This is a genomic window from Maricaulis sp. (assembly GCF_034670125.1).
GTDB lineage: Bacteria > Pseudomonadota > Alphaproteobacteria > Caulobacterales > Maricaulaceae > Maricaulis.
In genome coordinates, this window is record NZ_JAXMOC010000002.1 from 271,562 (window position 1) to 283,958 (window position 12,397).

The window sequence follows — 12,397 nt, forward strand, 5'->3', positions numbered from 1 at the left end:
TCGACGTGCGCGTATATTCAGCAATTGCCCTCATTCTTTCATGCCTGATCTGTGCGCCCGCTCTGGCGCAAACCACCTATCAGACCGATGCCAGCCATGCGGTCATCCTTGACGCCGAGACCGGTGAAGTCCTGTTCGCCCGCAATGCTGACGAGCCGATGCCGCCCGCCTCGATGAGCAAGATGATGACCGTGCTCATGTTGATCGAGGCCATCGAGGCCGGCTCGCTGTCGCTCGATGACGAGCTGCCGGTGTCCGAATATGCCTGGCGCACGGGCGGTGCGGCGTCCGGCTCGTCGACCATGTTCCTCGAGGTCAATTCGCGGGCCCGCGTCGATGATCTGCTGCGCGGGATCGTGATCCAGTCAGGCAATGACGCTTGTATCGTCGTGGCGGAGGCGATTGGCGGCAGTGAGGCGGCCTTCGCCGACATGATGACTGATCGCGCCCGGGAACTCGGACTGACCAGCGCCCGCTTCGCCAATGCCACCGGCTGGCCGCACCCCGATCATCGCATCAGCGCCCTGGACCTGGCGCGCCTGGCGCGGATCCTGATCGAGGATCATCCCGACTATTACGGCATCTGGGCCGAGCGCGAATTCACCTATAACGGCATCCGCCAATACAACCGCAACCCGCTGCTTGGCGTGTTCAGTGGCGCCGATGGCCTCAAGACCGGTCATACCGAAGAGAGTGGTTACGGGCTGGTCGGCTCGGCCGAGCGCGATGGCGAGCGCCGGATCATTGTGTTCAACGGCATGGAGTCCAATGCCGACCGAGCCAGCGAGGCGGAGCGGATGATGCGCTCTGCGCTGAGCGACTACAGCCTTTACCGCCTGTTTGAGGCCGGCGATTCGGTTGACCATCGCGCCGAGGTTTTCATGGGCGAGAACGAAACGGTAGCCCTGCGCGTTGCGTCGGATGTCACGGCCGGTCTGCACCGCCGGGCCCGCCGCGACCTGACCGTCACCGTCAGCTATGACGGCCCCTTGGTCGCGCCGATCGAGGAGGGCGAGATTGTCGGCAGTCTGATTGTCGAAGCGCCCGATTATGAAGCCCGGTCCTTCGATCTGGTCGCCGCGGAATCGGTTGCCGAAAAGGGTCTGATGGGCCGGATCGGCGCGGCGCTCGCCCACATGCTGAGGGGTTGAGCGGATGGCGAACGGCAAGTTCATTACGCTGGAAGGCGGCGAGGGGGTTGGCAAGACCACATTGGTCCAGGGCCTGACCCACGAACTCGCCGACCGCAATATTGATGTTGTCGTCACCCGCGAACCTGGCGGGACACCCGGCGCGGAATTGCTGCGCGACCTGCTGTTGAACGGCGAAGTGGAACGCTGGTCTGCGCGAACAGAAGCCTTGTTGATGTATGCAGCCCGCGTCGATCACGTGGAGCGTTGCATCAAGCCCGCCCTGGCCCGCGGCGCGTGGGTGTTATGTGACCGGTTTGCCGATTCCACACGCGCCTATCAAGGCGTCGCCGGCGGTTTGAGTGGTCCCGAACTGGCGAAACTTGAAAGCTTCGCGCTGGGCGAGTTCCGGGCGGACATGACGCTCATTGTCGATCTTGATCCAGTGACCGGGCGTCAAAGGACAATCAAGCGCGGCGAGAAGATCACGCGTTTCGAGAAATTCGATATTGACTACCACAAGCGATTGCGGCGGGCCTTTCTGGAAATCGCGATCGAAGAGCCGGAGCGTTGCGTCATCCTCGATGGGTCGCAGTCGCAAGAGCAAGTGCTGCGTGCCGCAATTGAGGCCGTCGATGATCGCCTGACCAGTGCCGCATGAGCACCGATCCGGATATCGGCTCCGATGTTCAACCGGGCTGCCTGCCGCCGCGTGAGCGCTACGACCTGTTTGGACATGACGCCGCTGAAACTGCCTTCGCATCAGCCTGGGACACGGGCCGTCTGCACCACGCCTGGATGATTACCGGCCCGCGAGGCGTCGGCAAGGCGACCTTCGCCTGGCGGGCGGCGCGCCGGGTGCTGGGCGCCCGGCCAATGCCGGAAGCGGGGCCTCTGGGGACTTCATCCCAGGACCCGGTTTGCAAGGTCATCGAAGCCCAGGCCACACCAGACCTGCTGCTGCTGCGGCGCCCCTGGAACGACAAGCGCAAACGCTGGCGCGCCGAGATCACGGTCGATGAAGCCCGCCGGGCGCCGCATTTCTTCGAAATGAGTTCGGGCGGCGGCGGTTGGCGTGTGTGCATCGTCGATTGCGCCGACGACATGAACAACAATGCTGCCAACGCTCTCCTCAAGACGCTCGAGGAGCCGCCCAAGCAGGGCGTGCTGTTTCTTGTCACGCACACGCCGGGTCGCCTGCCGGCTACAATCCGGTCCCGCTGCCGGCGTCTGGCCTTGCGCGCGCCGGACGTCGAGGCCACGGCTGGATGGCTTGAACAGACCGGTGGTGCGCCGGATGCCGGATCGGCGATGGCTGCGGCGCGACTGGCGGCCGGTGCACCGGGACGGGCGCTGGCATTCATCGCGGGCGGCGGCGTTGACCTTGCTGCGGACGTCAATCTGCTGGTGGACCGGGGCGCATCGGCCAGCGACGCGGATATCCGCAAGCTGGCAGACCGGTTGGGCCGGAAGGGCCAGGAGGAAATGCTGGACCTTTTTTATGAAGTCCTGGGCAATGCCATTCGCCTTCAGGCGCGCGACCGCGCCGCGGCGGGTCAGGACAGCACCGCCTGGCTTGACTGCTGGCGCAGCATCAATGCGCTTGTCCGTGATGCCAACGAACTCTACCTCGATCCCAGGCAGTCAATCTTGAGCGCGCTCGGGCAGGTCCGGGATGTGGCTCGCAAGGAAAAGGCCGCAGCCTGACCATGTTCGTCGACAGTCACGTCAATCTGCATGGCGAGCAATTCGCCGATGATCTCGATCTGGTCATTGACAGGGCGCGCGCCGCCGGTGTTGGCAGGATGATCACAATTTGCTGCCAGCTAGCTGATTTCCCGGCTGTTTCAGCGATCGCCGAGCGCCATGACGATATCTGGTGCACGATTGGCGCCCATCCGCATCATGCCAAGGACAGGCCGGACATCACCGCCGACGAGCTGATCGAGATCGCGCAGCATCCCAAAGTCGTGGGCATCGGCGAGACGGGATTGGATTTTCATTACGGGTACTCGCCGAAAGATGAGCAATTCCGGTCACTTCTGGCGCATGTTGATGCCGCCAGGCGCACTGACTTGCCGCTGATCCTGCACACGCGGGAGGCCGATGACGCCATGGCCGACCTGCTCGAAGCGGAAATGGGGAAGGGGGCTTTTCGTCCGCTTCTGCATTGCTATACGGGCGGTGCCGGTCTGGCCCGTCGGGCGTCGAAGCTGGGAGCCTACTTCGCAGCCTCCGGGATCATCACCTTCAAGAAGGCGGACGATGTCCGCGCGGTGTTCCGCGATGAGGTGGCGGATGACCGCGTGATCGTGGAGACCGATTGTCCATATCTGGCGCCGGTACCGCATCGCGGCCGTCGGTGTGAGCCGTCCTTCCTGCCGGACGTCGCGCACGGGCTCGCCGAGGTGAAGGGCTGGAGCGACGAAATGTGTGCCGAGATCACAACGCGGAACTTCTTCCGTCTGTTTGACAAGGTCGACCGACCGTGAGCGCCGTCACCCGATTGACGCTCTTGGGCACCGGCTCGTCCGGCGGTGTTCCCAGGGCCAATGGCGATTGGGGCGACTGCGACCCGGCCAACCCCAAAAACCGGCGCCGTCGCTGTTCCGCCTTGATCGAGCGGGCCCGATCGCGGGCCGCGTTGTCGGACGGGCAGGCCGTTACCCGGGTGGTAATCGATACGTCGCCGGATTTTCGCGAACAGATGCTGTCGGCGCAAGTCAGGCGGATTGATGCGGTCCTGCTGACCCATGACCATGCCGACCAGACCCATGGCATTGATGATCTGCGGGCGTTTGCCTACCTGCAGCGTCAACGCATACCGGTCTGGATGGATGTGGCGACACGGCAAACCCTGACGGTCCGGTTCGGCTACACGTTTGCCGCGCCTCCCGGATCCGGCTATCCGCCGATCCTTGATCAAAAGGTGATGCCGGATTTTGGCGACGTGCTTGAAATTGACGGGCCGGGCGGCTGTGTGAGCATTGCGCCGTTCGACCAGGAGCATGGCCGCATCCGGTCTGTCGGCTTCCGGATCGGACAGCTTGCCTACTCTGCCGACATCAACGGATTGCCCGATGAAAGCGCCAGTATCCTGGACAGGGTGAGTTGTTGGGTCGTCGACGCGTTGCGCGATGAGCCGCATCCAACCCATTTCAATGTGGATGACGCGCTGGCGGCACTGGCTCGTGTCAAAGCTGCCAGCGGTGTCCTGACCAATCTCCATATCACGCTCGACCACGCCGCGCTTTCGGCGCGGCTTCCAGAAGGCGTGAAGGCTGGGTTCGATGGTTTGCGAATCCTGGCGTCCGATGACGGGACGATTGAGCAAATCGGCTGACCTGACCGTCCTCGTCTGATCGGCGTGCCGTCTTGTGCCCATCCATGATCTTGCACGTTCCTTCTCATAATATTTATTATGCGAGTTATAATGCTTCGCTCTTGAGCAATCAGGGCCTCGCCCCCAATAGGTGTCGCAGAAAATATGCTCGGCTTTTCAGGGCTATATATCACCCTCATCACCCGATGCTGTAAGTGCGTCTTAGTTCACGTGGTATGAGATGTCGGATTTTTCTTGCTGCTTTAAGTATCCGCTCAACGCACGGTGCCGCTGAAATCAGCTTATGGTCGCAGCGAATCTGTCCCGCCGGTTTTGTGGAGCTGTCATGTCTGACCCATCCGAAAACACCTCCCCGATCGAGCGCTTGCGCGCGATCATGGCGAAGCTCCGCGATCCAAACGGCGGGTGCCCCTGGGATCTTGAACAGGATTTTCGGAGCATCGCGCCCTACACGATCGAAGAAGCGTATGAAGTCGCGGACGCCATCGAGCGCGAGCGTTATGACGAGCTGAAAGACGAGCTCGGCGATCTCCTGCTTCAGGTCATCTTTCACAGCCAGATGGCGCAAGAAGCCGAATTGTTTGACTTTGACGATGTGGTTCAAGCGATCAATGACAAGATGATCCGCCGACACCCGCATGTGTTTGGTGATGCCTCAAGCCGCGACGCGGACACGCAGACCCTTGAGTGGGAGGCGATCAAGGCGGCCGAACGCAAGGCGTCGGACAAGGGCGAGAGCCTGCTCGATGACGTTCCTGTCGCCCTGCCCGCTATCAAACGTGCCCAAAAGCTTCAAAAACGCGCCGCCACCGTCGGCTTTGACTGGCCAACGGCGGAACAGGTGCTCGACAAGGTCGATGAGGAGCTTGCAGAAGTCCGGGAAGCGATGGCGTCCGGTGACATCGACGCCGTGGCCGAGGAAATCGGTGATCTCGTCTTTGTGTCTACCAATCTGGGGCGGAAGATGAAAGTCGATGTGGAGGCCGCGACACGCGCTGCCAACACCAAGTTCGAGCGTCGTTTCAGGCATATAGAGGTTTCACTTGCTGCCGGGGGGCGCAAGTTTGCAGACACGTCGCTCGCTGAAATGGAAGGCTTGTGGGACGAGGCCAAGACACTCGAAAAGGCGGCGCGTCAGCCGGTCTGATCAGAACCCGTCATCGTCTTCAACTTCACCAATTCCCTGCGGGATGGCCAAGTCAGGAAACTGCGACCGGAAGCGACCGGCCTCGACCGGATGAAGCCGGACTTGCAGGGTCGTTGCGCCAGTGGCCGTGTCGATTGTGCTGGCCAGGACGTCGCCATGGGCGTGCAACCAGGCCAGGGCCCGGGCATCCTGCGGTGGAATGAGGATCTCGAGGCGCTCGTTTTCACTCGACAAGGCGCGTTCGATGGCATCAATCAGGATATCGACGCCCTGCCCGGTCACGGCAGACACGGGCAGTTTGACCGGCTTGCCGGCCTTCAGATTGGCCATTTGCACGGTGATGGCGAGATCTTCCGTGGCTTCATCGTCCAGTCGGTCTGACTTGTTCCACGCCTCAATCATTGCCTGCTCGTGCGACGGCCCCGCCTCGATGGCGTCGAGCACGCTCTCCACATCCTGGATACGCCCATCCCGGTCCGGATCCGAGGCGTCAATGATGTGAACCAGTAGATCCGCCTCGCGGACTTCTTCCAGCGTGGCCCGGAAGGCGGCGATCAGCTCGGTCGGCAAATCGGTAATGAAACCAACGGTATCCGACAGAAGTATGCGGGTCCCGCCAGGCAGGTCGACCGCCCTCACCGTCGGGTCGAGTGTTGCAAACGGCATGTCCTGAGCGAACACGCCGGCTCCAGTCAACTTATTGAATAATGTTGATTTTCCGGCATTGGTGTAACCCACCAGGGCAACTGTTGGAAATGGCACGTCCTGGCGCTGGGAGCGGTGCAGCGACCGGGTCCGGCGGACCTCGTCGAGCTGTCGACGCAGCTTGGACATTTTCTCGTTGAGGAGGCGGCGGTCGGTCTCGATCTGGGTTTCGCCTGGCCCGGCCAGAAATCCGCGGCCGCCGCGCTGACGCTCCAGGTGGGTCCAGGTGCGCACGAGCCGTGACCGCTCATAGGCCAGTCGGGCCAGTTCGACCTGCAGCACGCCTTCCTTGGTGCGCGCCCGCTGGCCGAATATTTCCAGGATCAGACCGGTCCGGTCGATCACCTTCACATTCCAGGTCTTTTCCAGATTGCGTTGCTGGATCGGGGACAATGCCGTGTCGATGACGGCAACATTGACCTCGAGATCAGTCATCATCGCGCCAAGCTCATCCAGCTTGCCACGTCCGAAATAGCGGCCGCTATCAATCTTGCGGGTCTGCACGATGAAGGCGTCCCCGACTTCAAGGTCGAGGGCTTCAGCCAGTCCGGTGGCTTCTTCCAGGCGCGCGTTGGCGCGGCTCAGATCAGCGCGGCTGGCAGGATGGATGACAAGGGCGCGCGAAACCGGCGCCTCGCGCTCTATCAATCGGTGGCGCTCTCTTCGACTGCGTCCTCGTCCGCCTTGTCATCCTCGAACAATGAAACCGGCGCTGCCGGCATGATGGTCGAGATGGCGTGTTTGTAGACGAGCTGGGACAGGCCGTCCCGGCGCAACAGGACACAGAAATTGTCGAACCAGGTGACAACGCCCTGCAACTTGACCCCGTTGACGAGGAAAATGGTCAGGGGCGTCTTGGTCTTACGCACAGAATTCAGGAAGACATCCTGGAGATTTTGTTTTTTATCGTGCGACATGTCGGCTCCGCATGCGTCGCTTTGATCAGCGATTCGTAGATAGGGTATACAGGCCCGGCCATGCCCTGCAACCTCTTCATTTTGCGTGGGAAGCTGGCCCGCTCACATAGACTTGCGAGAGATAGGTCTGGCGCAGGGATGTTGCGAGCGATCCCGGCTTCCCGTTGGCGATCGTTTTGTCGTCAATGGCGACGACCGGCATGACGAAGGAGGTGGCGGAGGTCAAAAAGGCTTCACGCGCCGTGGCCGCCTCCTGCGGGGTGAAGGCCCGCTCTTCGACTTCCAGTCCAAGTGATTGGGCACACTCGAATATTCTGGCTCGGGTGATGCCGTGGAGAATGGCATTGTCGGCCTGCCGCGTCACCAGTTTACCGGCCTTTGTGACGATCCAGGCATTGGTCGAACTGCCTTCTGTGACATACCCGTTGTCGTCGACAAGCCACGCTTCTGTCGCGCCCGCATCCTGCGCGGCCTGCTTGGCGAGGACATTGGGCAACAGGTTCACTGTTTTGATGTCACAACGGCCCCAACGCTGGTCCGGGACCGTGATGACCGCAATTCCGTGCTCGGCGCGCGTATCCGCCGCCGCGAAGTCAAGCCGTTTGCAGGTCAGCACGATGGTCGGCGGCACGGGCTTTTTGGGAAAGGCATGGTCACGGCGCGCCTGGCCACGGGAAATCTGAAGGTAGACCAGCCCGTGGCGGACCCGGTTCCGGCGCAGCAATTCGGTGATGATCCGCATCAGCGCTGGCCGTGTACAGGGCGGCTCGATCCGCAATTCCTGCAATGATCTGGCGAGGCGCTGAAAATGGCCCTCCGCGTCCAGTAGACCGCCATAGCGCACGCCCCAGACTTCATAAACCGCGTCGGCAAACTGGAAGCCCCGGTCCTCAACATGAACGGCAGCGTCGCCGTGTCGACAATAATGACCGTTTACATAGGCATAGCGCATGGTGAATTGTTACTTCCGGATAAAGAGGGCCCAGACGGCTGCGACCGCCGCGAGAACCTCCAATCGCCCCAAGATCATGGCCGAAATAAGAATGGGCTTCGACTGGTCTGGCAATTGGGTCCAGCTGGCGAGTGGAGCGGACTGGTCGAGCAAGGGACCGATATTGGCGAGGGATGCCGCCATGGCCAGAAAGGCCGTTTCGAAATCCAGGCCTGTCGCGGTCAGCGCCATGGTGCCGAAGCCGATCGCAGCCACGAAGGCCAACACATAAGACCAGACACCGACAAGTGCCGTTTCGCGGACACGGCGACCGCGGAAACTGACCGGCACCACGCTGCGGGGGTCGGACAGGACCGCCAGCTCCGCCCCCATCCGCTTCCACAGCAACAGGATCCGGGACACCTTGATCCCGCCGGTGGTGGACGCCGCTGAACCGCCGATCAGGACTACGAAAATGGTTGCGGCAAGCGCCGGGATGACGCCTCCGCCGGCTGAGAAGCCGCTGGTCGAGACGATGAAGGCGGCATCAATAACATCTGAAAACGGTGTGCCCGGCCGCCCCAGGACGAAGAATGCCGCCAGTCCGATAATCAATGCGCCAATCCCGGCAATGTCCGGGTCGCGAAGCACCGTCCGGTCACGCAATACGTCCCAGAACAGGGCGATGTTCAGCGAGCCGATCAGGCACCCCACCACGATCCAGAGGGTGGATATCGGGCCGATAGTCGCCAACAGCCCGCCGTCGGCGACCGTGTAGCCGCTGGTCGATATTGCGCTCATCGACAGGACGGTCGACGCAAACAGCCCGTTGCCGGCGAACAACAGCCCCAGCCAGATCAGGGATGTCAGGGTGGCGTAGATGATTCCGACCCGTTTGGCGGCCAGCGGAAGGTGCGAGAAAACATCGTCGGATTGCAGGGTCAGCAGGGCGGATTTGCGGATTGCCGGCACGTCCCTGTCCAGGGCCGCAAAAATTCCGATCGCCAACAGCAGCGTCGCGTAGCCGCCCAACCAGGCAAGGATGGCGCGCCAGAAGATCAGCGAGCGTGGCAGGTCATCAGCCGGCAGAAGGGTCGCGCCGGTCGTCGTGACTGCGGAATAGGCTTCGAAGACGGCATCGATCGGAGCGAAATAGCCTGTCAGCCAGAACGGCAGGGCGGCCATGGCAGGCGCCGTGATCCAGGAGAGCAAAGCCAGTCCCAAGGCGTCGAGCGCACTCGCTTTGGAACGCAAGCCGCGTGTTGCCGATAGAATGAAGATGCCAGGAATGAAGGCCACCAGCGCCGTTGTCCCGAACAGCGGCGCCAGATGGGGCTCTCCGATCGCGGCGGCGACGAAGGCCGCAATCAGCGCCACGCCGGCCAGAAGGACCCACAAGGCGCCAAGCGGCCGGAGGAAGGCGACAGGCGTCATGGATCAGAAATATTCGAGGCTGACGCGGAAAAGGTGTTCAACCTTCGGGATCAAGGCGGTGTTGCAGAACAACAGGACCCGGTCATTCTCCCGGATGCGACCTTCGTCACAGGGCAGGATGACCCTGTCCCCGCGGACCACGGCGCCCAGCGCCACGCCGTCGGGCAATTCCAGCTCGTCCAGGGTCTTGCCGACCAGCGGTGAGGTCGACAGGGCAATCCCTTCAAGGGCCTCGGCCTGGCCGCCACCCAGGCTCTGAAGTCCGGTGATCCGGCCGCGACGGATATGCTGGAGGATGGTGGAGACCGTGGTCGCCCGCGGGTCGATCAACACGTCGATCCCCAATGCGTCCCGCAATCCTTCAAACCCGCGATCATTGATCAACGAAAGGGCGCGTTCCGCCCCTTCCCGCTTGGCCATCACAGCCGACAGCATGTTGACCTTGTCGTCATTGGTCACACAAACCACCAGTTCAGCCTCACGGACGCCGGCTTCATGCATCAGCTTGGCGTCGAGCCCGTCGCCATGAAGAACGACCGTTTTCTTGAGGCTTTCTGCAGCCGCCTCGGCGCGTGTCTTGTCGGCCTCGATCAGTCGGACCTTGACCCCGCCAGCCCGCTCCAGTGCCCGGGCCACATAAACCCCGATATTGCCCGCGCCAACGACGACCACCCGGCGAATCTGCTCCGAACTGCGGCCGAAAATGTCCAGAATCCGGCGGACCTGCCGGCTTTCCGTGACAACATAGACATCGTCGCCAGCGAGCAGCGGGTCGTGCATTTTGGGGATGAAAAGGGTCTGTTCTCGCTGGACGCCGACCACCGCCAGTCGAAGGTCCGGAAACAATTCCATCACCTGCTCGGTGGTTGATCCGGCGACGGGAGAGTTCTCGTCCAGCCGCAATCCGAGCAACTGGACCCGGCCGCCGGAAAACACCGCGGTATTGAAGGCGCCGGGCGTCTCGACCCGTTGCAGGATGGCCCGCCCCACTTCAAGCTCCGGCGAAATGACCACGTCGACCGGCATGTTCCCGGTCGAGAACAGGTCACCCCAGGCCGGGTCGAGGTAATTCTGCGCCCTCACCCGCGCGATCCGTGTCGGCGTATGGAACAGCGAATGGGCCACCTGGCAGGCGACCATGTTGGTCTCGTCCGAGTGTGTGACAGCGACCAGCAGGTCGGCCTGACGCGCGCCTGCTCGCTCCAGCACATCGGGGTGCGAGCCGTGACCGACCACACCCTGCACGTCGAGATCCGTGACCACATTGTCGATCAACTCGGTCGACCAGTCGACGACCGTGACCGCATTGCCCTCACGTGCGAGGGCCCGCGCGATCCCGACGCCGACCTGCCCTGCTCCGCAGACTATCGCTTTCATGTTCGATCCATCCGTTGAGCGCTAGGCCGCGCCTTCGCGTTGGGGACTTCCGACCCCGAGCGATTTGAGTTTCCGATGCAAGGCGGAGCGTTCCATGCCGATGAACGCCGCCGTGCGGGAGATATTGCCGCCAAACCGGTCGATCTGTGCCTTCAAATACTCCCGTTCAAAGTTTTCACGGGCTTCGCGCAAGGACAAGGCGATCATTTTCTCGGCATCATAGCCGACATCCTGATTGTCCCGCGTGACAACTTCGGACGGCAGGGATTCCAGCGTAATCGGCTCGTCGAGCGAACCTGTCGCGAGGATCAGGAGGCGTTCGATATTGTTCCTCAGCTGCCTGACATTGCCCGGCCAGCCATGCGCCTGGAGGGCGGCCATGACGTCGTCGCCGAACTTGCGTCGCGGCAAGCCGGCCGAAGCCGTCAGGCGTTCGACAAAATGGGCGACCAGCGGCGGGATGTCTTCACGGCGATCCGCCAAAGCCGGCACCTGTACCGGCACGACCGCCAGCCGGTGATAGAGGTCTTCGCGGAACAGGCCACTCTGGATCCGGCTTGCCAGATCCTGGGCCGTTGACGAGATGACCCGCACATTGACCTGGACATCTGCCGCACCGCCGATCCGGCGAAAGCGTTGCTCGACCAAAAGGCGCAGGAGCTTGCTCTGGGTATCGCGCGGCATATCGGCGATCTCGTCAAGAAAGAGCGTGCCCCCATGCGCGCGTTCCAGCAGACCGACATGCTTGACGCTCCCGTCCTCGTTTTCCCGCCCGAACAATTCCTCTTCAACGCCATCCGGCGACATGCCCGGGGCACTGACCGCTACAAAGTCGGCTTGGGCGCGGGGAGAACTTTCATGGATGAGGCGGGCCACCAGCTCCTTGCCGGCACCCGATGGCCCGCGGATCAGAACCCGGCTATTGGTCGGCGCAACCCGGTCAATCAGCTGACGGACCTGTACGATCCCGCTCGATTCCCCGATCAACGAGCTTTGTGCCTCGCTCCTGGCACGCAATTGCGCATTCTCCTGGCGCAGGCGACTGGTCTCCAGGGCCCGGGTCACCGTCAGCAGCAGCTTGTCGCTCTTGAACGGCTTTTCGAGGAAGTCATAGGCCCCCTTGCGGATTGCCGCGACCGCCGTTTCGATCGTGCCGTGGCCGGAAATCACGATGACCGGCATATTGGCATCGATCGATCGGAACTCATCGAGCAATTCGATCCCGTCGAGCCGGCTGCCCTGCAGCCAGACGTCCAGGATGACCAGTGAGGGCTTGCGGGCGCGGATTTCCGCCAGCGCACCGTCGGCGTCAGCGGCTTCCCGGGTTTCGTATCCATCATCTTCCAGCAAGCCGCCGATCAGCTCACGGATATCCGCCTCATCATCCACGATCAGTATGTCGCGAGCCATTGA

Annotated in this window: 12 protein-coding genes; 6 read left to right on the forward strand and 6 right to left on the reverse strand. The window is 62.2% G+C overall.

The genetic code is table 11. The annotated features are described in order from the left end of the window. The first annotated feature begins 5 nt into the window (after nucleotides 1-5). From VOI18_RS04640 to mazG, 6 genes are all read left to right on the forward strand, one after another. Complete coding sequence (locus VOI18_RS04640) at nucleotides 6-1,151, forward strand: D-alanyl-D-alanine carboxypeptidase family protein (protein WP_323761241.1); 1,146 nt, start codon at nucleotides 6-8, stop codon at nucleotides 1,149-1,151. Nucleotides 1,152-1,155: 4 nt separating this feature from the next. After that, complete coding sequence (tmk, locus tag VOI18_RS04645; RefSeq protein ID WP_323761242.1) at nucleotides 1,156-1,791, forward strand: dTMP kinase; 636 nt, start codon at nucleotides 1,156-1,158, stop codon at nucleotides 1,789-1,791. Next, nucleotides 1,788-2,837 carry a DNA polymerase III subunit delta' gene (locus VOI18_RS04650; protein WP_323761243.1) on the forward strand — a complete coding sequence of 350 codons (1,050 nt, stop codon included), beginning with the start codon at nucleotides 1,788-1,790 and terminating at the stop codon, nucleotides 2,835-2,837. Before tmk ends, VOI18_RS04650 begins: the two co-directional genes overlap by 4 nt. Before the next feature lie 2 nt (nucleotides 2,838-2,839). Then, complete coding sequence (locus VOI18_RS04655) at nucleotides 2,840-3,622, forward strand: TatD family hydrolase (RefSeq protein WP_323761244.1); 783 nt, start codon at nucleotides 2,840-2,842, stop codon at nucleotides 3,620-3,622. Further along, nucleotides 3,619-4,473 carry an MBL fold metallo-hydrolase gene (locus tag VOI18_RS04660; RefSeq protein WP_323761245.1) on the forward strand — a complete coding sequence of 285 codons (855 nt, stop codon included), beginning with the start codon at nucleotides 3,619-3,621 and terminating at the stop codon, nucleotides 4,471-4,473. The genes VOI18_RS04655 and VOI18_RS04660 overlap by 4 nt, the downstream gene beginning before the upstream one ends. Before the next feature lie 325 nt (nucleotides 4,474-4,798). After that, nucleotides 4,799-5,620, forward strand: coding sequence for a nucleoside triphosphate pyrophosphohydrolase (gene mazG, locus VOI18_RS04665; protein WP_323761246.1), 822 nt, complete (start codon nucleotides 4,799-4,801; stop codon nucleotides 5,618-5,620). On the opposite strand, the gene hflX is transcribed toward mazG, so the two are convergent. The 6 genes from hflX to VOI18_RS04695 all read right to left on the reverse strand — a co-directional run bounded on the left by hflX (nucleotide 5,621) and on the right by VOI18_RS04695 (nucleotide 12,394). Then, the gene (gene hflX / locus VOI18_RS04670) at nucleotides 5,621-6,973 is read right to left on the reverse strand and encodes a GTPase HflX (protein ID WP_323761247.1); all 1,353 of its coding nucleotides are present in this window, start codon (nucleotides 6,971-6,973) and stop codon (nucleotides 5,621-5,623) included. Beyond that, entirely contained in the window at nucleotides 6,970-7,242 is a 273-nt protein-coding gene (gene hfq / locus VOI18_RS04675) for an RNA chaperone Hfq (protein ID WP_323761248.1), read from the reverse strand. The genes hflX and hfq overlap by 4 nt, the downstream gene beginning before the upstream one ends. A gap of 76 nt (nucleotides 7,243-7,318) precedes the next feature. Continuing rightward, entirely contained in the window at nucleotides 7,319-8,194 is an 876-nt protein-coding gene (locus VOI18_RS04680) for a D-amino-acid transaminase (protein WP_323761249.1), read from the reverse strand. 9 nt (nucleotides 8,195-8,203) lie between these two features. Beyond that, the gene (locus VOI18_RS04685; protein ID WP_323761250.1) at nucleotides 8,204-9,607 is read right to left on the reverse strand and encodes a TrkH family potassium uptake protein; all 1,404 of its coding nucleotides are present in this window, start codon (nucleotides 9,605-9,607) and stop codon (nucleotides 8,204-8,206) included. 3 nt (nucleotides 9,608-9,610) lie between these two features. Beyond that, entirely contained in the window at nucleotides 9,611-10,984 is a 1,374-nt protein-coding gene (gene trkA / locus VOI18_RS04690; protein WP_323761251.1) for a Trk system potassium transporter TrkA, read from the reverse strand. Between the two features lie 21 nt (nucleotides 10,985-11,005). Beyond that, nucleotides 11,006-12,394, reverse strand: coding sequence for a sigma-54 dependent transcriptional regulator (locus VOI18_RS04695; protein WP_323761252.1), 1,389 nt, complete (start codon nucleotides 12,392-12,394; stop codon nucleotides 11,006-11,008). Nucleotides 12,395-12,397 lie beyond the last annotated feature (3 nt).

Coding starts and splice junctions, on each gene's coding strand:
- tmk (WP_323761242.1), top strand. CDS start 1,156: ATGGCGAACGGCAAGTTCATTACGCTGGAAGGCGGCGAGGGGGTTGGC.
- VOI18_RS04650 (WP_323761243.1), top strand. CDS start 1,788: ATGAGCACCGATCCGGATATCGGCTCCGATGTTCAACCGGGCTGCCTG.
- VOI18_RS04655 (WP_323761244.1), top strand. CDS start 2,840: ATGTTCGTCGACAGTCACGTCAATCTGCATGGCGAGCAATTCGCCGAT.
- mazG (WP_323761246.1), top strand. CDS start 4,799: ATGTCTGACCCATCCGAAAACACCTCCCCGATCGAGCGCTTGCGCGCG.
- hfq (WP_323761248.1), bottom strand. CDS start 7,242: ATGTCGCACGATAAAAAACAAAATCTCCAGGATGTCTTCCTGAATTCT.
- VOI18_RS04680 (WP_323761249.1), bottom strand. CDS start 8,194: ATGCGCTATGCCTATGTAAACGGTCATTATTGTCGACACGGCGACGCT.
- VOI18_RS04685 (WP_323761250.1), bottom strand. CDS start 9,607: ATGACGCCTGTCGCCTTCCTCCGGCCGCTTGGCGCCTTGTGGGTCCTT.
- trkA (WP_323761251.1), bottom strand. CDS start 10,984: ATGAAAGCGATAGTCTGCGGAGCAGGGCAGGTCGGCGTCGGGATCGCG.
- VOI18_RS04695 (WP_323761252.1), bottom strand. CDS start 12,394: ATGGCTCGCGACATACTGATCGTGGATGATGAGGCGGATATCCGTGAG.